The 22121-nt window shown below is 41.8% G+C and carries 18 protein-coding genes; 9 read left to right on the forward strand and 9 right to left on the reverse strand.

Annotated features, from left to right (window positions below):
- Positions 1–30: 30 nt before the first annotated feature.
- The 3 genes from AC570H_RS21510 to AC570H_RS21520 form a co-directional block, all read right to left on the reverse strand.
- Positions 31–993 carry an AAA family ATPase gene (locus tag AC570H_RS21510; protein ID WP_497358820.1) on the reverse strand — a complete coding sequence of 321 codons (963 nt, stop codon included), beginning with the start codon at positions 991–993 and terminating at the stop codon, positions 31–33.
- Complete coding sequence (locus tag AC570H_RS21515) at positions 994–2358, reverse strand: peptidylprolyl isomerase (protein ID WP_497358822.1); 1365 nt, start codon at positions 2356–2358, stop codon at positions 994–996.
- A 61-nt stretch (positions 2359–2419) separates the two neighbouring features.
- Positions 2420–2905 (reverse strand): hypothetical protein, encoded by a 486-nt coding sequence (locus AC570H_RS21520; protein ID WP_497358824.1) that lies wholly within the window; start codon positions 2903–2905, stop codon positions 2420–2422.
- A gap of 212 nt (positions 2906–3117) precedes the next feature.
- On the opposite strand from AC570H_RS21520, the gene AC570H_RS21525 reads away from it, so the two are divergent.
- Both AC570H_RS21525 and rdgB read left to right on the forward strand, forming a co-directional pair.
- On the forward strand, positions 3118–3738 hold the full coding sequence (locus AC570H_RS21525; protein ID WP_497358826.1) for a hypothetical protein: 621 nt from the start codon (positions 3118–3120) through the stop codon (positions 3736–3738).
- Between the two features lie 122 nt (positions 3739–3860).
- On the forward strand, positions 3861–4439 hold the full coding sequence (rdgB, locus tag AC570H_RS21530) for an RdgB/HAM1 family non-canonical purine NTP pyrophosphatase (protein ID WP_497358828.1): 579 nt from the start codon (positions 3861–3863) through the stop codon (positions 4437–4439).
- Between the two features lie 171 nt (positions 4440–4610).
- Here rdgB and AC570H_RS21535 read toward each other — a convergent pair whose 3' ends face one another.
- Complete coding sequence (locus tag AC570H_RS21535) at positions 4611–6887, reverse strand: OstA-like protein (RefSeq protein ID WP_497358830.1); 2277 nt, start codon at positions 6885–6887, stop codon at positions 4611–4613.
- A gap of 129 nt (positions 6888–7016) precedes the next feature.
- Here AC570H_RS21535 and tilS point away from each other — a divergent pair, with 129 nt between their 5' ends.
- From tilS to bshA, 4 genes are all read left to right on the forward strand, one after another.
- Positions 7017–8348 carry a tRNA lysidine(34) synthetase TilS gene (gene tilS, locus AC570H_RS21540; protein WP_497358832.1) on the forward strand — a complete coding sequence of 444 codons (1332 nt, stop codon included), beginning with the start codon at positions 7017–7019 and terminating at the stop codon, positions 8346–8348.
- Entirely contained in the window at positions 8348–8830 is a 483-nt protein-coding gene (locus AC570H_RS21545) for a hypothetical protein (protein ID WP_497359190.1), read from the forward strand. The genes tilS and AC570H_RS21545 overlap by 1 nt, the downstream gene beginning before the upstream one ends.
- 99 nt (positions 8831–8929) lie before the next feature.
- Positions 8930–9520, forward strand: coding sequence for a DUF5025 domain-containing protein (locus tag AC570H_RS21550; RefSeq protein ID WP_497358834.1), 591 nt, complete (start codon positions 8930–8932; stop codon positions 9518–9520).
- A gap of 251 nt (positions 9521–9771) precedes the next feature.
- On the forward strand, positions 9772–10911 hold the full coding sequence (gene bshA, locus AC570H_RS21555; protein ID WP_497358836.1) for an N-acetyl-alpha-D-glucosaminyl L-malate synthase BshA: 1140 nt from the start codon (positions 9772–9774) through the stop codon (positions 10909–10911).
- A gap of 3 nt (positions 10912–10914) precedes the next feature.
- Here bshA and AC570H_RS21560 read toward each other — a convergent pair whose 3' ends face one another.
- The 3 genes from AC570H_RS21560 to AC570H_RS21570 form a co-directional block, all read right to left on the reverse strand.
- Entirely contained in the window at positions 10915–11430 is a 516-nt protein-coding gene (locus AC570H_RS21560) for a hypothetical protein (protein WP_497358838.1), read from the reverse strand.
- 37 nt (positions 11431–11467) lie between these two features.
- Entirely contained in the window at positions 11468–12577 is a 1110-nt protein-coding gene (locus tag AC570H_RS21565) for a lactonase family protein (protein WP_497358840.1), read from the reverse strand.
- 140 nt (positions 12578–12717) lie between these two features.
- Positions 12718–14010 carry a pseudouridine synthase gene (locus AC570H_RS21570; protein WP_497358842.1) on the reverse strand — a complete coding sequence of 431 codons (1293 nt, stop codon included), beginning with the start codon at positions 14008–14010 and terminating at the stop codon, positions 12718–12720.
- Between the two features lie 219 nt (positions 14011–14229).
- Between AC570H_RS21570 and AC570H_RS21575 the strand changes: the two genes are divergently transcribed.
- Positions 14230–15003 carry a lytic transglycosylase domain-containing protein gene (locus tag AC570H_RS21575; RefSeq protein WP_497358844.1) on the forward strand — a complete coding sequence of 258 codons (774 nt, stop codon included), beginning with the start codon at positions 14230–14232 and terminating at the stop codon, positions 15001–15003.
- A 110-nt stretch (positions 15004–15113) separates the two neighbouring features.
- Positions 15114–16166, forward strand: a complete 1053-nt coding sequence (locus AC570H_RS21580; RefSeq protein ID WP_497358846.1) for a 2Fe-2S iron-sulfur cluster-binding protein — start codon at positions 15114–15116, stop codon at positions 16164–16166.
- Positions 16167–16589: 423 nt separating this feature from the next.
- On the opposite strand, the gene AC570H_RS21585 is transcribed toward AC570H_RS21580, so the two are convergent.
- Positions 16590–17477 (reverse strand): pirin family protein, encoded by an 888-nt coding sequence (locus AC570H_RS21585; RefSeq protein WP_497358848.1) that lies wholly within the window; start codon positions 17475–17477, stop codon positions 16590–16592.
- A gap of 176 nt (positions 17478–17653) precedes the next feature.
- A complete protein-coding gene (fabV, locus tag AC570H_RS21590) occupies positions 17654–18856 on the reverse strand; it encodes an enoyl-ACP reductase FabV (RefSeq protein ID WP_497358850.1) in 1203 nt (400 codons plus the stop codon).
- 326 nt (positions 18857–19182) lie between these two features.
- Here fabV and uvrA point away from each other — a divergent pair, with 326 nt between their 5' ends.
- Positions 19183–22023, forward strand: coding sequence for an excinuclease ABC subunit UvrA (gene uvrA / locus AC570H_RS21595; RefSeq protein WP_497358852.1), 2841 nt, complete (start codon positions 19183–19185; stop codon positions 22021–22023).
- Positions 22024–22121: the final 98 nt, after the last annotated feature.

A 22121-nucleotide genomic window follows, 5' to 3' on the forward strand; every position in this document is an offset into this window, starting at 1 on the left:
CGACACGAACCAAGGCATCTAGCTATTTGATTAAAACAAATCTTTAATGATCTGCTCAATAGACAGACCTTCAGCTTCTGCGCGGTAATTACGTACAATACGGTGGCGCAAAATTGGTTCGGCAACTGCTTGTACATCTTCAATATCCGGGGCATATTTACCAGAAATAGCCGCATGGCATTTGGCGCCTAACACCAAGAATTGTGATGCCCTAGGACCAGCGCCCCAGGAAATATAATTGTTAATGGCTGTAGAAGCAAACTCCGTATTCGGACGGGTTTTAGCCACCAGCTTTACTGCATATTCCAATACATTATCGGTAACAGGGATATTCCTGATCAGTTTTTGGAAATACTGGATTTCGCTTGCAGTAACAATTTTGTCAAGCTTAACTTCTCTATTGCTGGTGGTATTTTTTACAATAGTCAACTCATCCGCAAATGAAGGGTAATTGAGTTGGATATTGAACATGAAACGGTCTAACTGTGCCTCAGGCAGGGGATAGGTTCCTTCTTGTTCAATTGGGTTTTGCGTAGCTAATACAAAGAATGGCTGTGGCAAAACATGGGTATGGCCAGCTGCCGTAACCGCTTTTTCCTGCATGGCCTCTAATAAAGCGGCCTGTGTTTTTGGCGGGGTACGGTTAATCTCATCGGCCAAAATGATATTAGAAAATATAGGGCCTTTGATGAATTTAAAGTGACGGTCTTCGCCTAAAATTTCTGCCCCGATGATATCGCTGGGCATTAAATCTGGCGTAAACTGGATTCGGTTAAAATCGAGGTCTAAAACGTTCGCAACAGTCTGTACCAATAAGGTTTTTGCTAGTCCGGGTACGCCTACCAAAAGGCAGTGTCCATTGCTGAATATAGCGATCAGTACAGATTTTACGATTTCATCCTGGCCAATAACAACTTTGCCTATTTCGGCCTTAATGTTTTTGAAAGATTGGTGCAGGGCATCTACCGCTTCGACCTCGTTATTAAATTGCATCTATTGTTTCTTGTCTTTATTAACCCAAAGTTTCATCTCGTCGCAAGTGTTAAACTCGTCGTCGATCCTAATATAGGTAGTTTCTTTGCGTTTTTCAAACCACTCACTCATTACTTTGGCATTTTTTTCTTGCTGTGCCCTTTCCTTGAACTTAGGGTAATCTTGGTCTAAATTACCTTTGTGTGGTGGGGTTTTAGATTTTAAGAAGAACAATTTATAGCCTTCTTTGCCATCTTGTGTACTGCTGAATGAAACTGGTTTAGAAACTTCACCAACTTTCATGGTATCGATCACAACAAATACCGCTGGATCTACTTTCTCGATTGGAATAAAGGTGGTTCTCGCGGTTTGGTTATCAGCATAAAGCATCATACCACCATTGTATTGGGTTTCTTTGTTGTCAGAGTATAAAGAAGCTGCTGTAGAGAAAGGAAGTTTCTTTACGGTAATGTCCTTATAAATACTATCGGCTTTAAGTTTGGTACGCTCTAAACTGGCTGGCGTAGTTTGTGGCTTAATTAATATATGCCTTACGTGTGCCTGCTCACCCCTGCGCTCGATTACCTGAACAATGTGGTAGCCATACTCTGTTTCAAATACTGGCGACATCTCGCCGGCTTTTAGCTTAAATGCCCAAGCGGTAAACTCTTTTACCATGGTGCTTCTGTCGATAAAGCCGTAGTCTCCACCTTCTGATGCCGATCCAGGATCTTCAGAATAGGTTTTGGCCAGAAATCCGAAGTCTTCTCCACTTTTAACACGAAGCCTGATGGCATCGAGTTTATCGTAATATTTTTGTTTTTCTGCTTTGGTTAACTTAGGATAAAGCGCAATTTCTCCAACTTCCACCTCTGTGCCAATATCAGGCAAGCTGTCTTTGTTATAAGCTTCGAAGTATTTTTTTACTTCCAATGGAGTTACAGTAGTGTTCTCTGTGATTTTTTGCTGCATTTTTTCGGCAATCAGCCCCTCTTTTACCTCAGGTCTCATCTCGTCTTTATATTGCAGTACCGATTTTTGCAAGAATTGCTCTAAACGCTCTTGACCACCCATACGTTGAATTTGGTAACGCATACGTTTATCCAAGGCGTCGTCAACTTGGCTGTCTTCAACCATAATCGAATCGATTTCAGCTTGTTGTTTTAACAGCTTTTGGATCAGCATTTGTTGCAAAAAGTAACATTTTACCTTGGTATCAGGCGGGTTGCCCTGATTAAGGAAAATAGCATATTGTTGATTGAGGTCAGAAAGTAGGATGACATTGCTTCCTACTACCGCAACAACTTTATCTATGGTTGTTTTTTGGGCTTGTACATTGATAAACAGGCAAGTTAATAGGCCTGCGATTATTAAAAATCTCTTCATTATGGGGTTATTCAATTGTATTTTCTGTTGCAAAGTTAATATTATTCGGCTAACATCGCTTTTAGGGCTTGGCCAGCTTCTTGAGTTCATCGTCGTTTACCTTTACGGTATATTTAGCTCTTAAGGTTTTGATCCATTGGTCTTCCAAGCTTTGCTGATAATCGGCAATCACCTGTCCACGAACGTCTTCAAAACTTTTGCCGGCATAATTGCCAGCGTTTTTATCATAGAAATTATGGATCAGCGTTTCGTTGTCCTGCACTTTGCTCCAGATCTTTTTCTCGGAAACATTGAACATCAGTACGCCTTCCCTGTACTCGTTCATGATGAAGTTGTACTCTATGTTTTTGGGCGAAGCTTTCTTTTGTGCCTTTAGTGCATCTTCGTAGCCATTAATTTCTTTTTTATAGGCAGTGTCGGCATCTAAACCCATCGCTTTTGCATCCATTACCTTTAATTTAAAGTTAATGTATAGATCGAGATAGGATGCGAGCTCTTGATAGGAAGCATTGGCCAATCCTGCATGATTTTTTTTATAGACCCACATAAATTCTTTGCTGCTAATGGATTTGCCGTTAACCGACGCAACATTTTGTGCAAAAGCAACATGGACCAAAGAACATAAAATAAAAATGCAACAGACTTTTCTCACAAAAGACAACAGCTATAAATTTTAATGGATAAAAGTAATAATTTAAGGCGCTATAATAAGATATTTAACTAATTTTAACAGAAAATAATTTCGATAGAAAAGAGAAGATGGTGAACCAACTAACCAATAACGCAGAAGCCTTACGTTTATTTTTTACGGAAGACGTTTATTTGGTGAAAGGTAGCTCGCAACCGGCTCCTGTTGAACCACTTATAGTTGTAGGCGAAAAAGAAGTGCCTGTTGTTGCTCCCGCTTTGCCTAAAGTCGATCTTGTTGCCACCGAAGAAAAAAATACGGTTGTTATTCCGGTAAGCATTCCCCAGCCAGAGGCGAAAACCAATTTCGATTTTAAATACCTCGGCAAAAACCAAAAACAGATCCTCATTTTGGTGAATGATCATGCCAACGATGTAAGTACAGAACAGGGCCGCGAGCTGTTGCGTAAACTCGTAAAAGCCATTGAACTTACCGCCAATGATTTTGCCTTGCTTAATTATGCAAATTACAAGCAGGCCAAGTTTAACGACCTGAAAATTTTTTTTAACTGCAGATTGGTGCTTTCTTTTGGTGTTACTGCAAAAGAACTGGAGCTGGCAGAGCAACCGCTACATCAATTGGCAATGCTAGGGGAGATACAATTTGTATTCACCAATAACCTGCACGATTTAGATAGCGACCAGATGAGCAAAAAAGTGCTTTGGGGCAGTCTTCAACAATTAAAAAGATGACCAAACTATCGTGATTTGACCAGTTCCATTGGAGAAACATCACTATTGAACCGAGCCTTGGCGAGTTCTTGAGCGCCGTAAAAAAACAATAGAAACTGGACGAAAAAAACAAATTGATACGAATGAAAAAGCTAGTTTTTGCGACCAATAATGCGCACAAAACCCTAGAAGTACGCGAAATACTTGCACCTACTTATGAGGTGCTCAACCTTACCGATATTGGCTGCGATGTAGATATTCCTGAAACAGGAGATACATTTGTCGAGAATGCAACGCTAAAAAGCGGCTATGTAGTAGAAAATTATGCCATTGACTGTTTTGCCGATGATAGCGGCCTAGAAGTGGAAGCGTTGAACAATGAACCTGGAATTTATTCGGCGCGTTACAGCGGTGTTAAAAACGACAAGGTAAATCTCGATTTATTGCTAGAAAAGATGCAGGGAATCGCCAATCGCAAAGCCCGTTTCAAGACGGTCATCTCGCTCATGCAAAACGGACAAAACCACCTGTTTGAAGGCGTAATTAATGGCAACATCCGACAAGAACCTGCCGGAACCAATGGATTTGGCTATGACCCCATCTTCGAGCCTGAAGGCTACGACATTACCTTCGCCGAAATGGATTTGGCCTTAAAAAACAAAATCAGCCACCGCGCATTGGCCATGCAACAATTGATTGCTTTTTTGAAAGAAGAGGTTTAAAAAGCGGATGTTTGTCATCCAGCGCAAAGCGAAGGATTTGTAAGAAATTGTCTAAATAGATTCCTCGTGCCTCGGAATGACAATCTCTTTAGAATTAAGAAATGGATTGTTAAAACAAACAGCCTCGGCATGCTCTGCAATATCCTTACTTTCTGAGCAGTTAAATGAGAACTAATTAACCTTTTTGGGCAATATAGTTTTGCTGGTATCTGCTTTTGTAGGCACAACTCCTATCGGCTTACCATTGGTTGCAGGCTTTTGTTCGGCCTCTTTTGGCAAAGTTGTAGTCGGTTTTTTGGCCGGAAAAATAGGCTTCACTCCAGTGGGATCGTCACCGGTAGTTTTTTCGGTTGTTTTAGATTTATCGTTTGCACTACCTTTAGGAGGAGTGGTAACTTTTGGTTTTGGCCTGCCTTTAATTACATCAGCTTTATTGCGTGGCCTCAACTCTGGCTTCCAAATAAACCCAGTTAGCAATGGCTCTTTTGGCATTTTATCGATAGGGAACATCGTGCCCTCGTTTTTCTTGATGATGGTTACCTCAGACAATTCTTTATCGGCAAACTTGAACCTGATCCTTCCGCTTACCGTTTGGTTCATCGTATCGTAACTGCCGTTTTTGTCTTTGTTGTAATACATGCTTTCGGCGTTGCCATCTACAATCATGTCGCGTAGTTCGCCTTCATTAAAAAAACCGGTAATCTTTTTGCCTTTTACCTGGTTAAATTTAGTGGTATCGGTTTCCAAGTTTACGATAAAAGCATTTTGCAATACCTGAAAACTATGCGTTTTTTTGTTTTTGAAGAATACGTTAATGGTATCTCCGGTTTGTTGCGAGCCATCAGACCATAAAATAGGGTTTTTATACCAGCGCAATACCGAATCGGCAGAACTGTAAAACAACGAATCGGCCACGGCCTGCATATTTGATTTGTATACCCTCACATTGTGATAGGCCTTGATTACCCTCGTGGTAACCGTATCGGCAGGATTAAAAACCTTAACGCTGTCTTTGCTTGCCTTGTTGGCAGTAACGGTTTTAGCTTGCGCTAATTTGGCTTTAGGATCGATTGCGCCAGTTTTTTTACCCGGAACGATCAGTTTTTTAAGGCTGTCTGCGGTTTTTTGAGCGGTTTTTAAGCTATCTTTTGTTTTGGTTATAGCCAACTGTTTTTGAACCTTCAATACACTATCCTGCTTAATACTATCGAGCCGGAGCTTGTTTTTAATGAGCAGGGCACTGTCAACTTGCAGGGTTGGCGGACTCGTGTTTTTTAAATCCTTGGCCTTTTGCTCAGCTTCCTTTCTTTCTTTTCGACTTAATTTTTTAGTGCTGGGTGCAGATGTAATGGTCTTTTTTTGATTTTTGGTTTCGGCTAGTGCTTTCTTGGCCTCGGCTTTTTCCTTCTCTTTTTCTTCTTTGGCCTTTTCATCTTCAGCTCCAACTTCATTGTCTTTTTCGATCACAGGTTTGTTGAGTAGCTTTAAATCCTTTACAAATGATTTTTGCGACTCTAAACTATCGGCACCTAGCCAAAGTGTATCAGGCATTTTTTTATTGCCCACAGTTACAGAATCGTCGCTAGACATACCAACATAGGCATTTTTGGTCACCAGTATTCGTTCCTCGGTTTTGTAATACTCGCCCAATTGCCCGCGCATCAACATTTTGTCAGATGTATCTATATAAACGATGTTCCTAACAGCCTTGGCATAGCCTTTTTTGCCATAATAATATAAACTATCGCCCTTTAAAGAACGGGAGCCGTTGGTATAAAGGTTGTTCCTGTCAAAAGAAGCGTTCTCTGTTTTGGTATTGTAAAAGCCATTTTCAGTATATAAGTTGTCGTCTTTGCCCTTGATATTGGTAGGACCATAAAAATAGGTCCAATTGCTGAGGGTGTTGTAGCGCAGAGTATCCGATTTGATTACAGTTTGTGGCGTTACGGCAACCACATTAAACTTAAAGTAGGCATCTTTGGTATTGGCAAAATAATAGCCTCTTTTACTGGTTAGGGTTACATCCTTATTTACAATCTTGCCTCCATCTACGTAAGTGCCAATTCTGGTGTTCATGTCGTAATCGAGCACATTGGTGGTCAACGTTGAGGTAGGATCTTTTAAGATTACATTGCTGTTGAGGTGGGCCAGTTTGGCATTGCCATCATAATCCAAAAAATCGGAAAAGATGTTTACCGTATCGCTTTGGTTGATGTGCACATTTTTATAGGCTTCAAAGAAATTGCGTTCTGTATAAAAAACAGCGCTATCACAAGTTAAAATAGCATTGTCCTGTCTAAAAACAGGGTTTTTAACATAAGTGATGTTAGTCTTGGTATCTACTTTGGCTTGGCTCGAAGCTTGCAATATGATTTTGGTACGTTGTTGCGCAAACAGCAAACTAGGCAAAAGCACTAATAGAAGAAAGAAAAAGCGTAATTTTTGCACGTTACAAAGTTAAGTTTTTGCTTAGTAATTTCAGCTGTTTAAAATAATCGTTTTAACCTATTGGGTTATTCCTATAGTTTTTTAGCGTATGTTGAGAACAATCGTCATAAAATAGATAATTTTGAAACCATGTTGCCCTTACCGCAGTTTATAGCCTACATCAAAAAAAATGCCCTTTTTGAGCCTGAGGATAAAATCCTGTTGGCTGTAAGTGGGGGCAGGGATTCGGTATTGATGGCACAGCTATTTAAACTCGCTGGATTTCAATTTAGTATTGCCCATTGCAATTTTAATTTGCGGGGCGACGAATCGCAAAGAGACGAAGCCTTTGTAAAACTATTGGCCGCAGATTTGGAAGTGCCTTTTGATGTGGTGCAATTCAATACAGCCGAATATGCAGCAACCCATCAGCTTTCTATTCAAATGGCAGCCAGGGAACTGCGCTATGAATGGTTTGAAAAGCTAAGGCAACAAATTGGCTATGACTATATCGCCTTGGCGCATCACCAAAATGATTCGATAGAAACTTTGTTGCTCAATTTAACCAGAGGGACGGGAATAAGCGGTATGCATGGTATTTTGCCTAAACGTGGCAGATTAATCAGGCCCCTGCTGTTTTTAACGCGACAAGAAATAGATGCCTTGGTTGAAGAGCATAACATCAGTTATATCGAAGACAGCTCTAACGAAAACAGCAAATATGCACGGAACCGTATCCGCTTGTCTGTTATTCCGCAATTGCAGGAGCTTAACCCAAATTTGGAGCAGACCTTTGCCCAAAATATGGCACGTTTTGCCGAAACCGAGGAGTTGGTGCAGTTAGTGGTGACGCAAATCCGCACTGCTATAATGCGAGAAGATAAGGGCGATTGCTATATCTCCATAGAAAAGATCAAGGTGCTGGTGCCCCAAAAACTCCTGTTTTTCGAACTGTTAAAGCCTTTTCAGTTTCGTGCGACTGTAGTGGAAGAAATTTTAGAATCGCTAGATAAGCAAAGCGGTACTTCCTTTTATAGTGCAAGCCATCGGGTTACCATTGATCGGGAAGAGCTGATCATCTCGCCTCTGGAAAACAAAAACGAGGGACATTGCTTAGTCCATCCACAAGATAAAAACATTTGGATTGGCGAACAGGAAATTGCCCTCACTTATGTGGATTCTAATGTTTACGAAGCCAGCCCGAATAAAGCCTGTGTAGATGTGGCGCAACTTATTTTTCCGCTTATTTTGCGTTTTAGGCAAGATGGCGACAAGTTTATGCCGTTGGGAATGGAGAATTTTAAAAAGCTGAGCGATTTTCTGATCGACAGCAAGGTTCCACTGCCCCAAAAAGAAAAAATACCGCTGCTGGTAAACGGCAATGGCGAAATTATTTGGGTGGCCGGCTGGCGCCAAGACAATAGATATAAAGTAAACGCAACAACGAAAAAAGTTGCTATATTCGAACTGTTAAATCAATGATGGACCACAAGCACGCTTATATCGAAAAACAGTACATCGGACGCGATTATATCCGAATTGCCATTCGTTTGGTGATGGCTGCTTTCTGTTTTGCCGCTTATGTGTACGAACGCGATCGAGACAATACCGTTGATCTCTTTTTGGTGGTGGGCTTTGGCATTATTGGGGTTTCCATTATCCTGTTGTTTTTGATCCAATACAAAATCCGTATCGAAAACAAAAGCGTGATTATTGATGGCCTTTGGACGGCTAAACGCGTTAAAATAGACCTGAACAGCATTGTAAAGGTACGCAAGGCTACTTATAGCAATTACTTTTTTAATAATCCGGTTTATAACCTGCACAGAAAAGGCAGCATCAGGTTCTATTCTTCTGGCAAAGACGCCATCGTGCTTACCGATAGAGACGGGCTCGAATATTTTATAGGTACCCAAAGGCCTAATGAAATGTACCTGGTTATCCAGGCCGAAATGAAAAGCTAATTTCCCTCTTCCATTTTACATCTTCCATCTAGTCGCCATGCTCATTTTAAATGTCGGTGGCTATTCCTTATATTTGGTATACACACAAAAAAATGAAACATGAAAAATTCACTGCTATTGTCAACAGTGCTACTGGCACTGCTATTTACGGCCTGCAAAAAAGAAGATGCTGCAGAAAAGCCCAAAAGAGAAGAGTACATCCAATTTTTCGATGCTCAGATTGGCAGCCAACAGGTGGCCATTAGGAATTCGATGGACAAAAATCGTTATGACTTTCATGGCCAATGGACCGGCGTAGGAAATGGGAAAGGAGTTATTACAGATATGTACACGGTTGATGTAAAGCTACCTAAAGAAAAGACGACAGATTTTACAGCGCCGAAATTGCGATTCCAAATCTTCGACATCAAGAGAAATGTTTTTCAAATTACCGGGCAGACCCCTTATTATGAAAGCTTTGGTACTTATATTGTAATGTTCAAAAGGTTCGGCAATGGCGAAAATGATGTGGTGCTATATGTGCCAAATGTAAACAAGAAGCCATTTGAGGTAGAAATTAGCAAATACGAATTTGTAAGCGGCAGCGGGGTGCCAATTGTGGGGGGTACATTAAACGGTACGTTATACAATGAAAAAAATCCAGACGATTTTGTAGTCATCAAAAATGGTAAGTTCGAGGTTCGTTATTAATAAAATCAAGCACTTGCGAAGTTTAACTTTTAATTATCTTGTTTTCAATGGTAAAGTTGAGGGCTATGCTGTTTAAAAACTTCGCAAGTGTAACGATCCCACATCTTCCATTTCCCCTTTTACCTTTTCCATCTCTACCTCTCCATTTTATTACCAATAGATAACAAATAATACATAAGATATAGGTTAATTTGCTTTCGTTAATTTAATCGGATTTGGTTAAATTAATCATCTCAATTAGCAATATATAAATGAAAATAGGAATTGTTTGTTATCCTACCTTTGGCGGCAGCGGTGTAGTAGCTACAGAATTAGGCAAAGCACTGGCTAATGAAGGCCATCAGGTTCATTTTATCACCTATAGCCAGCCGGCGCGTCTTGATTTTTTCTCGGCCAATTTATTCTACCATGAGGTTTCTGTAAGGGATTATCCTTTATTTGACTATGCACCTTATGAATCGGCTTTGGCCAGTAAACTGGTAGATGTGGTTCGGTTTGAGCAATTAGACTTGTTGCATGTGCATTATGCCATTCCGCATGCCTCGGCTGCCTTTATGGCCAAGCAGATTTTGGCTACTTATGGTATCAATATCCCATTTGTAACTACCTTGCACGGTACAGATATTACTTTGGTGGGCAAAGATGCCACCTACAAACCCGTGGTTACTTTCTCCATTAACCAAAGCGATGGGGTAACAACGGTATCGCAAGATTTGAAGGAAGACACCTATAAACACTTCGACATCAAAAAGGATATTAAGGTTATTCCAAACTTTATAGATTTTACCCGCTTTAGCCTTAAACCTAAAGACCATTTTAAAAAGGCTATCGCGCCCAATAACGAACGCATCTTGATCCACACTTCCAACTTTAGAAAGGTAAAGCGTACAGAAGATGTAATTAAGATGTTCCAAAAGGTACAAGAACGCATCCCCTCTAAACTGTTAATGGTAGGCGATGGACCAGAGCGTACAGCCAATGAGCAGCTGTGCAGGGAACTGAATATATGTGAAAACGTAAGATTTTTGGGCAAGCAAGACGCTGTTGAAGAAATCCTTTCGGTTTCAGATCTTTTCATTATGCCTTCTGAATCAGAAAGCTTTGGTTTGGCAGCCTTGGAAGCCATGGCCTGCAAAGTTCCGGTAATCACCTCGAATGCAGGTGGCTTGCCAGAGCTCAATGTAGACGATTTTTGTGGCTACATGTGCGATGTTGGCGATATAGATGACATGGCCAATAAAGCCATTACCATTTTGAGCAACGAAGATGTGCTGAGCTATTTCAAAGAAAATGCATTGACTAGAGCTAAGGATTTCGACCTTAAAAAGATATTGCCAATGTATATTGATTTCTATAACGAAGTATTGGAACAATCTTTAATAAACGGATAAGGATTATTTTACTCTTGTGTAAGTAGTTACAGTGGTCGATTTCGGTCCGTTGATATAAGTAACATAGCTTATTTTGTAAGTCTGTTCATCCAGTTGGAGCACTTCGGCTTTCAACGAGCTCATGCCCATATAGGGAGGGAAAGTAAGCTCTATGTTTTTCTTATCGGCTGATAGCACCCATTTGCCACCTGTTTGGCTTTGTGGGGCTGATTGGTCACATTTGGAAGCACCCTGGTTTTGTGTACACGTTCCATCCGCATTATAGGTAATCACATCGTCTAAACTGCAAGTGGGTAGTAGGGCGAAAAGATCGATCTCCATGCTAAAGTCATTGTCTTCTATCGTAGAAACAGATGCACTCAATTTCCAGCTTTTTCCGGCCAACGCATTGTTGGCGCCTGATCCCGAGCTAGGGCTTTTGCCTGAGCCTGGTCCAGCTCCTTCGGGAAAAGCAATGTCTTTCTGGCAAGAAGAAATTAATAAAATACCCGCAATGAGGATAAAATAGAGTTTTTTCATTTGAGAGGCTAATTAGGGATGCGAAAATAGGTAAATTTTATGGTTTGCTAAATACCAAACAAACCGGTACGCCTACATTAATTCTTTTGCCGCTATCGCTTAATTTACCGGTGCTCCTGTCGCGGTTGAAAATCACTACATCATTGGTGTATTGATGCGCTACCAACAAGAACTTGCCAGAAGGATCGATGCTGAAATTACGTGGACCTTTACCCAAGCTGCTTACGCTTTCTACAAATTTCAATATCCCGGTAGGCAAAATGGCGAATACGTTAATGTTGTTGGCATCGCCTCGGTTGCTTTCATAAAGAAATTTGCCATCGGCAGAAACATGGATGTCTGCACCATCAATTTTACCCGTAAAATCCTTGCCAGCCGTAGCAATTTCCTGTATTTTCTTTAATGAGCCATTGGCATATACAAAGCCAGTAATGCTACCATTAAATTCATGTGCCAAATAGGCAAAACGGCCATTTGGACTAAAAGTCAAATGCCTTGGCCCGGTTCCCGCGTTGGTCCTGATTACGGTTTTGATACTAAGAACTTTATTGCTGCTGTTCGGGTTGTAATTGTAGATGTAGATCCGGTCTTCGCCCAAATCATTGGCAATCAGGTATTTTTTATCAGGTGTAAACTGTACCATATGTACATGGGCGCTTTCCTGTCTTTTTTTAGGATCGATGCTTTTTCCTGTATGCTGGATCACCTGTTTGGCATCGGTTAAGGAGCCATCGGCATTGCGTCCAAAAACACTAATGGTACCGCCGCTATAATTGGCTAGGATTACATTTTTATCGTCTACACTGATGTAGCATGGATCAGCGCCTTCAGATGCTTTTTTGTTGATGAAAGTCAGATTACCACTCGTGCTATTGAACCGAAACGAACTTATGCCACTGTTTTTGCCGTCTTCGTTTACACTGTATACAAATTTCTTGTCTTTGCTTACCGCCAAATAACTCGGATTAACCACATTCTTGGCTACAGACTTTAATTGGCTTGCCCCAGTTAAGGTATTGAAATCGTAAACATAAATACCTTCGCTATTGCCTTTGTTGGTATAAGTGCCTATTAAAAGATTATAGTGCTGGGCATTGGCCTGATTGATGAAAAGTAGGGCAACGAAAAGGAAAAACAGTTTTTTCATGAATTTTGGATTAGCATAAACAAAAAAAGACAACATTTAAGCTGTCTTTATGAGGTGAATTTAGCTAAAAAAAATGATTTTCGCCTTGGGCAAAAGACTTTCTGACTTAAACCTATTGCCTGCCGGCCTTCAACCTTATCTTATTTAATTAAATGTTTGATTTGTATCAATTCGTGCTCTTCTAAAAAGCGCCATCTGCCTCTGGGCAAATCCTTTTTGGTCAAGCTTCCGTAAACCACGCGGTCTAGTTTAACTACCTCATAACCAAGGTGTTCAAATATACGGCGTACGATACGGTTTTTGCCACTGTGAATTTGGATTCCGATTTCTTTTTTAGAAGCACCAGTAACATAAGAAATGTTATCAGGTTTAATCAAGCCATCTTCCAGTTCTAAACCAAACTCGATTTTATTAAAATCGCCCTGGCTCAGGTTTTTGCTCAATTCAACATGATATATTTTGGTAATGCCGTTTTTAGGGTGCGATAATTTATCGGCCAATTCGCCATCGTTGGTCATCAGCAATAAACCGGTAGTATTTCTGTCTAGGCGGCCAACCGGGTAAATACGCTCGCGACTGGCTTTTTCTACCAATTGCATTACGGTGCGGCGCTCTTGCGGATCGTCTGTAGTGGTAATGTAATCCTTAGGTTTGTTTAAAAGTACGTAAACTTTCTTTTCGCGTTTAAGCAATTCGCCATTGTAACGCACTTCGTCTTTAAACGGATCAACTTTATGTCCCAATTCAGAAACTGGAACGCCATTTACGCTAATTACGCCAGCTTCGATCAGCTCATCGGCCTTGCGGCGAGAACAGATTCCAGAATTTGCAATGTAACGGTTTAAACGGATAAGGTCGTCGTCTTTTGGTGTTGCGGGTTTTCTGCTGCGGGTAGTTGGCGCAACTCTTTCGCCTTTATCTTCTTTGCGTGGCTTGAAATTGCCATCTTCTCTTTTTCTGAAGGGACGGCTATCGAAGCTTTTTGGTGCACTTCTTCTGTCGCCTGATTTGAAGCCTTCGCCAGATTGGTCATCTCTTTTTGTATAGCTGCGCTTGCTTTCGGTAATGCCGTCTTTAGAGCTGGCTGCTTTGAATGGGCGAGGACTTTCTTTTTTATCCCAAGGTTTATTAGCTCCTTCTCTAGGTTTGAAGTCGCCTTCGGTTCTTGGTTTATATGCTCTTTTGTCTTTAGAGTCGAAGCCAGATTTGCGTCTATCGTCTCCTCCTTCTCTAGGTTTGAAACCGCTGTCGGTTCTAGGTTTATATTCTCTTTTCTCTTTGGAGTCGAAGCCAGTTTTGCGTCTGTCGTCTTTTCCGTCTTTGTCGTTAAACCTGCTTTGGGGTTTGTCTGTGCCTGTAGCTTTTCTACCTGTACTGCCTTTGCCCGATTTGGACTTGTCATCGCGACTGTTCCTGTTGTTGTTTCTAATCATGATATGCCTCTAAGCGCATGAATTATGCGGATGCAAATTTAGCAAAAATCTCGTAATCCAAACCCCTAAATTTTGGCCAAATTCACAAAAAGAGAATCTGTGTTTAAACTTATTTAAACCGCGATTTTTGCACTTAATTTCATAACTATTTGATAATTAGGTTAATAAAACGTATCTTTGCGGACCAAGTATATTTTGTTCACCAAAAAAAGGAGGAAGATGATAAAGAAACACCTCATTCCATGTACGGTAATCTTGGTATTACTGGTTATGGCAAAAGTGTTTGCTTATACGCTGCCAGAAGTAAAAACAAGTCTTGATAAGGACAACAAAAATACCCTAAAAAAAGAAGCTGAAGAGCCGGCTTTCACATTAGCTCAACTAGAATTTGCAGAAGAGACCCTACCCATGGGCGACTCTAAAATAAATGGCAAGATGAAAAAGGTTTTGGCCTCTTTTGCTTACCGAAACCTGCAAACTAATCGTTTACACCGCAAAGCGGCAGAATGGTTCCCCATTATCGAACCGATTCTTGCACAATATGGTATTCCTAACGATTTTAAGTATGTTCCATTGGTAGAGTCTGGCCTTCAGGGCGGAACTTCTCCCAAAGGCGCGTCGGGTTATTGGCAGTTTATGCCAGGCACGGCCCGTACCTACGGACTTAAAGTGAATGACCGTGTGGATGAACGCAATAACCTGAAAAAATCGACCATCGCGGCCTGCAAATACATTAAAGAGCTTTATGGCATCTTTGATAGCTGGACGTTGGTAGCCGCCGCCTATAATGTAGGCGATGTGCACATGAAAAGACAGATCAACAGGCAAAATCAGGATAACTATTTCAAGATGAAATTAAACAGAGAAACAGGAGGGTATGTTTACAAGTTGATTTCAGTAAAAGAAATTTTAGAAAACCCCGTGCGTAATGGCTACGTGGGACAAAGAGCACTCATTGCCTATACGGGCAGCACCAACAGCAATGTAGAGTAATTTGATTTGAAAAATTAAAAGCCATCAATCTTAGGGTTGATGGCTTTTTTATTGCGCAAAGATTAAGATTCACCTACCTATATAAATTGAGATTTTATTAATTTAGGCCCATGTCTACACCTCAGCTCCGTGTTATTTCCGTTCGCCCGCAACCCACAGAAGTGCTGGCTATCGACTTTGAAACGGTAGACGGAACCAAGCTTGCCTATGAAGCCGGGCAGTTTCTTACCTTGGTTTTTGAGGTAAACGGCAGGGAGCTAAGGCGATCTTATTCCTTTTGTAGCTCACCAGTGGTTAACGAACCTTTGTCTATTGCAGTAAAACTGGTAGAAAATGGAGAGATCTCAAGGTTTATCCATCATCAGTTGGCCATAGGCGATGTAGTGGATATAGCCACGCCTAATGGACAATTTACTTATACAGCTGCGCCTACGCTACCAAGAACAGTTTTTCTGTTCGCTGCCGGGGTTGGGATCACACCACTTTTTTCGATTCTCAAAACAGCTTTAGTTTCAGAACAGTATTCTAAAATCGTGCTCGTGTATAGCAGCAGATCTGCCACAGATACTTTGTTTAAAGACGAAATCAATAAATGGGAGCACGATTATCCAGATCGGTTAAAAGTGATCCATCTGCACAGCAATTCAAAAAATCTGATGCGGGCAAGGCTCAATGGCTTTTTGATCAACCAATTGGTAAAAGAAAACATGACCTTCAGTTCAGCTGACGCGCTTTTTTATACCTGTGGCCCCGTTGATTACATGGATGTGTGCAGGATTACCTTGTTGGGCGCAGGATTTACTCCGGCTCAGGTGAAACGGGAAACTTTTGTATTGCCGGAAGACGAGGTTGATGAAGATGATTCGACTGAAAAAGTGAAAGACACCAATACCTATTCGGTGGTGCTGCATTTTGGCGGACAGGTGCATCATTTGGATATTCCGTACCCGAAACGCATTTTAGACGTAGCCCTCGAAAACAAAATCAAGTTGCCCTACAGCTGCAGCGGTGGCGTTTGTAGTACCTGTGTAGCTACCTGCATCGAGGGTGGTGTAAGGATGGATTATAACGAAGTGCTCACAGATGATGAGGTAGCCCGTGGCCGAGTACTCGTTTGCACCGGACACCCCACGGTAAATGGCACCACCATTACTTGGGATTAGGCTCTGCTATTTTCACCACCTAAGACATCTATACCCGTGGTTCGTGTCGACACGAACCAATGCATCAACTAATGCATCGTAAAGAGCAAATCTTAAGCATTATGCTGTCCCCCTTTGGAGGGGGTAGGGGGAGGAGGATAAGATAGTAATTGCTGCACGCCCATGGTTCGTGTCGACACGAACCAATGCGAATAGTGCTTTCACCACCTAAGACACCTTAGGCATCTAAGCTCCAATTCCTTTTAATACCCATGGTTCGTGTCGACACGAACCAACGCATCATAAGAGCAAATCTTAAGCATCATGCTGTCCCCCTTTGGAGGGGATAGGGGTAGGAAAGATAAGATAAGTAATTGCTGCACGCCCATGGTTCGTGTCGACACGAACCAATGCGAGTAAAACCAATGCGAATAAAAATTCTTTCTATCTTATATTCTTACTCTGTGGAGGCAAAGGCACGAACTCTGTTTCTCCAGGAACAGGGGGATAATCTTGTGCCAACCATCTTTCTTTGGCAGCTTCGATCAGCTCTCTGCTGCTCGCTACAAAATTCCAATAGATGAAACGGTCTTCAGGGAATGGCTCGCCACCAAAAATATAGATGGTGGTATTTTCTTGAAGCGTAAATTCACAAAGCGTACTATCTTTCGCTACCAATAATTGCTTAGGTGTAAAAGTATGTTCTTCGCTTTCTACAGCACCTTCTAAAATATAGATGGCACTTTCTCCAAAAAGTTGATCTCCAATTTTAACGGTTTGTCGCGCAGTGGTTTTCAGTTCTAACATATAAAGCGGACTGTAAACCGGAATAGGCGATTGATGGCCCATTACTTCGCCAGCAATTAATTTATATTGAACGCCATTATCTTCCCAAGTCGGGATTTGATCGGCATCTGCATGGAAAAACTCTGGCTCCATTTGCTCCAGGTGCTTAGGCAGGGCCACCCAAATCTGCAGGCCGTGCATCCTTTTATCCGAGTGTCGCAAATAATCTGGTGTACGTTCTGAGTGGGCAATGCCTTTTCCGGCGGTCATCCAATTCACCTGGCCCGGCTTAATTTCCACCTCGGTGCCCAATCCATCCTTGTGCATAATATTGCCTTCAAAAAGATAGGTAAGGGTAGACAGACCGATATGTGGATGAGGAGGGATGTCGAGATTCTTATGGTCGCTCATGGCAACAGGCCCCATATGATCGATAAAACTGAAAGGGCCAACCATTCTTTTTTCGCGGAAAGGCAACAATCTACCCACCATAAAATTGCCAATATCACTTGGCCTTTCTTCAATAATAAGCTGAATATTCGACATCAGATTTTTTTGTTTAAAGATAAGGAATTTTGGATTTAGTTATTAATCGATTCGTCATCCCAAACTTGATCCGAGATCTCTCTCAAGATGGATACTGGATCGGGTCCAGCATGACGAATCCCTACAAAAAAAGCCCCGACAAATAATGACGGGGCTTTAAAAGTTATATTTGGGTTTTAAGCTTCCGCTTCTACCAATCCAGGGATCTCAACTACTTCGTTCACATCGGCCTGGTAATCAACACCAGCAATGTCAAAACCAAATAGGTTCAAGAAATCTGCTTTATAACCGGCTAAATCGCCAATGGCAGGCAGGCTTTCGGTGGTTGCGCTTTTCCATAACTCCACAACTCTGCTTTGTACATCTTCGCGCATTTCCCAGTCGTCAATTCTGATACGGCCCTTTTCGTCAACAGGTACTGCGTTGCCACTGTACAACCTGTCCTGAAATAAGCGTTGGATCTGCTCGATACAGCCTTCATGGATACCTTCTGCTTTCATGATTTTGTACAGCAATGAGATGTATAATGGAATAACCGGAATAGCCGAGCTGGCTTGTGTAACCAATGCCTTGTTCACAGAAACATAACCTTTTCCGTTAATGTCTTTTAGCCTGTCGGTAATGGTAAAAGCTGTTGCTTCCAAATGATCTTTGGCACGGCCGATGGTTCCCTTGCGGTACACAGCTTCGGTAACTGCTGGACCAATGTAAGAATAAGCCACTGTGGTAAAACCTTCTGCCAATACACCAGCATCTTTTAAGGCGTCGATCCACATTTCCCAATCTTCGCCACCCATTACGGCAACTGTATTTTCAATTTCTTCTTCGTTGGCAGGTTCGATAGATACCTCAGAAACGATACCTGTATGGAAATCAACAGTTTTATCGGTAAAAGTACTGCCAATAGGCTTCAAAACCGAACGATGGGTAACACCAGTTGTTGGATTAGTCCTTACTGGAGAAGCCAAACTGTAAATCACCAAGTCAATTTGGCCAAGGTCGGCTTTAATCAGGTCGATGGTTTGAGTTTTAACTTCGTTAGAGAAAGCATCGCCGTTGATGCTTTTGGCATACAAGCCTGTTCTTTGAGCTTCAGCTTCGAAAGCTGCAGTATTGTACCAGCCTGGTGAAGCGGTTTTGCCTTCTTTAGGCGGTTTTTCGAAGTAAACGCCGATAGTGGCTGCACCAGAGCCAAAAGCGCTGGTAATTCTAGAGGCTAAACCAAAACCGGTTGATGCGCCAATAACCAGCACTTTTTTCGGTCCGTCGATTTCTCCTTTTGATTTGATATAGTTAATTTGATTAATTACGTTTTGCTCACAGCCTTTCGGATGTGCGGTTAAACATATAAATCCTCGCATTCTAGGTTCGATAATCATAATTTCTAAGCTTTTCTTAAAATTAAATCAGCAATGCCCAATTTGGCACAGCTGTGTTTTGTTCCTCAAAACTATTCTTAATTTTTTTCCATTCCAAATATGCGGTGATATGTTTTGCCAACAGCAGGTAAAAACCATCGATTGTCTCTCAAATCAGTTTTTGCAAATCGTATCAACCTTTCTTGTTTTGGCTTGTTTGTTAAGCATCAGCCACAAAATTTAATGATGACAACTGCGTGATTTTCAGCTTTGCAGATCGGTAGTTTTTCTGCCTGAAAATCGCTATTTTTGCAGGCTGTTTTTTAATATCGAAAACTAATCAATTTATGAGCAAAAACAATATCGACCTCGGCGTACAAAAAGATGTAGAAGTGTATGGAGCCCGAGTACATAATCTTAAAAATATCGATGTTAGTTTTCCTCGTAATCAACTCGTTGTAATTACGGGCCTGAGTGGAAGTGGAAAGTCGTCGCTGGCTTTTGATACCATTTATGCCGAGGGACAACGCCGTTACATGGAAACCTTTAGTGCCTATTCTCGCCAGTTTATGGGGGGGATGGAGCGCCCTGATGTAGACAAGGTTTCTGGCCTGAGTCCTGTAATTGCCATTGAGCAAAAAACAACGAGCAAAAACCCACGCTCTACCGTAGGAACCATTACCGAGATCTACGATTTTATGCGTTTGCTTTACGCTCGTGTTGCTGATGCTTTTTCGTACAATACTGGCGAGAAAATGGAGCGCATGAGCGAAGACCAGATTCTCCGTAATATCTATAAGAAATTTGAGGGCATCGCTGTGAATATCCTGGCGCCAGTAGTAAAAGGCCGTAAAGGACATTACCGCGAATTGTTTGAGCAGATCCGCAAACAGGGCTATGTAAAGGTTCGTGTTGATGGAGAAATCCAAGACCTCACGCCTAAGATGCAGGTAGATCGTTATAAAATCCACGATATCGAAATTGTAGTTGATCGTTTAATCATCGACGAAAAAGATCATAAACGCTTATTGGATAGCATCCAGACTGCCATGCGTTTGGGTAAGGGAATTATCAAAATAAGCGATAAAGAAAATAATGTGGCGCATTTTAGCCGTTTCCTCATGTGCCCAACAACAGGCATTTCTTATGATGAGCCACAGCCGAACAGCTTTTCGTTCAACTCGCCTTATGGCGCTTGCGAGCGTTGCGATGGCTTGGGCTATATTTTCGTAGTCGATAAGGAATCGGTGATGCCAAACATGAAGTTGAGCATCATCAACGGTGGTTTGGCACCTCTAGGCGAATACCGCGAAGTGTGGATGTTCCAAGTGTTGAAAGCCCTGGCCAAAAAATATAATTTTTCGCTTTCTACACCTTTAGAAAAACTGGGTGATGAAAATATCGACATCATCTTAAACGGGACGCACGAATTGCTGAGCGTCGCTGTCGAATACAATAAATGGAACGTACAAAACTACCAGATTACTTTTGATGGAATCATTAAACTGCTCGAAGAACAACAGGAGCGTAGGGGCGAGGGCGCAGACGACATGGATAGCTTCCGTAAGCTGAAAACTTGTCCGGAGTGTAATGGAGCACGTTTAAAGCAGGAAAGCCTGCACTTTAAAGTAGATGGCAAAAACATCTTCGAATTGGCAGAAATGGATATTCTTTCGCTAAAAGGCTGGTTCGAAAATGTAGAAAACCGTTTAAATGAAAGACAGAATACCATTGCCAAAGAGATTTTGAAAGAAATCAGGTCGAGGATTGGTTTCTTGACCGATGTTGGACTGAATTATCTTTCGTTAGACCGTACCGCACGGACCTTATCGGGTGGTGAGGCACAACGTATCCGTTTAGCCACGCAGATTGGTTCGCAATTGATGAATGTCATGTACATTTTGGATGAGCCAAGTATCGGCTTGCACCAGCGCGACAATGAGCGTTTGATCAATGCGCTTAAAAACCTGCGCGATTTAGGAAATACCGTCTTGGTGGTAGAACATGATAAGGATATGATTTTAGAGGCCGACCATGTGATTGATATTGGTCCGGCAGCAGGTGTACGTGGTGGCGAAGTGGTTGCCCAAGGAACGCCTGCACAAATTTTAAAATCGGGTACTTTAACGGCTGCTTATTTAAACGGAGAGAAAGGAATTGAGGTTCCTAAAAAACGCCGCAAGGGCAATGGACATAAACTTTCTATCATCAAAGCTACCGGACATAACCTTAAAGAAGTATCGGTTGATTTCCCTTTGGGCAAGTTTATCGCTGTGACTGGAGTTTCTGGTAGTGGTAAATCGAGCTTGATCACGGAAACTTTGTATCCGATTTTAAACCATCATTTTTTCAGGGCAAAGAAAACCCCGTTGCCTTATGAAAAAATTAACGGACTTAAAGAAATTGATAAGGTAATTGAGATCGATCAGGCACCTATCGGTCGTACGCCAAGATCGAATCCTTCAACTTATACGGGTGTTTTTTCAGACATCAGAAACCTGTTTGTGCAGTTGCCAGAAGCCAAAATCCGTGGCTATAAACCAGGTCGCTTCTCGTTTAACGTTAAAGGCGGTCGTTGCGAAACCTGTCAGGGTGCCGGAATGAAGGTGATTGAAATGAACTTCTTGCCAGATGTGGCTGTTCCTTGCGAAGAATGTGGTGGCCGTAGGTACAACCGCGAAACTTTAGAGGTGCGCTACCGCAGCAAATCCATCAGCGATGTGTTGGATATGAGCATTGAAGAAGCTTGTACTTTCTTTGAGCACATGCCAGCCATTTATCGCAAAATCAAAACCTTAAATGATGTAGGCTTGGGTTATATCCGTTTGGGCCAGGCTTCTACCACTTTGTCTGGAGGTGAGGCACAAAGGGTTAAATTGGCGACTGAGCTTTCTAAAAAAGATACCGGAAAAACTTTTTATATCCTCGATGAACCTACAACCGGACTGCATTTTGAAGATATCAATGTGTTGTTGGGCGTATTGAACGAGTTGGTAGAAAAAGGAAATACCATTCTGGTGATCGAGCATAACCTCGATGTAGTAAAAGTGGCCGACTGGGTAATTGATTTGGGTGAAGAGGGCGGTGCCGGTGGTGGCCGAATTATTTTTGAAGGTACCCCAGAGGGATTGATCCAAAACCCAATCAGTTTAACCGGTAAATTCTTGAAAAAAGAGATGGAAGGATAATAAACACTTGCGAAGTTTCTAAGACTTCGCAGGTGTAATACAACTCGTCATGCTGGACTTGGCCCGACCTGCCTGCGATAGGCAGGCATCTCACTCGA

It is taken from the genome of Pedobacter sp. B4419 (assembly GCF_059693725.1).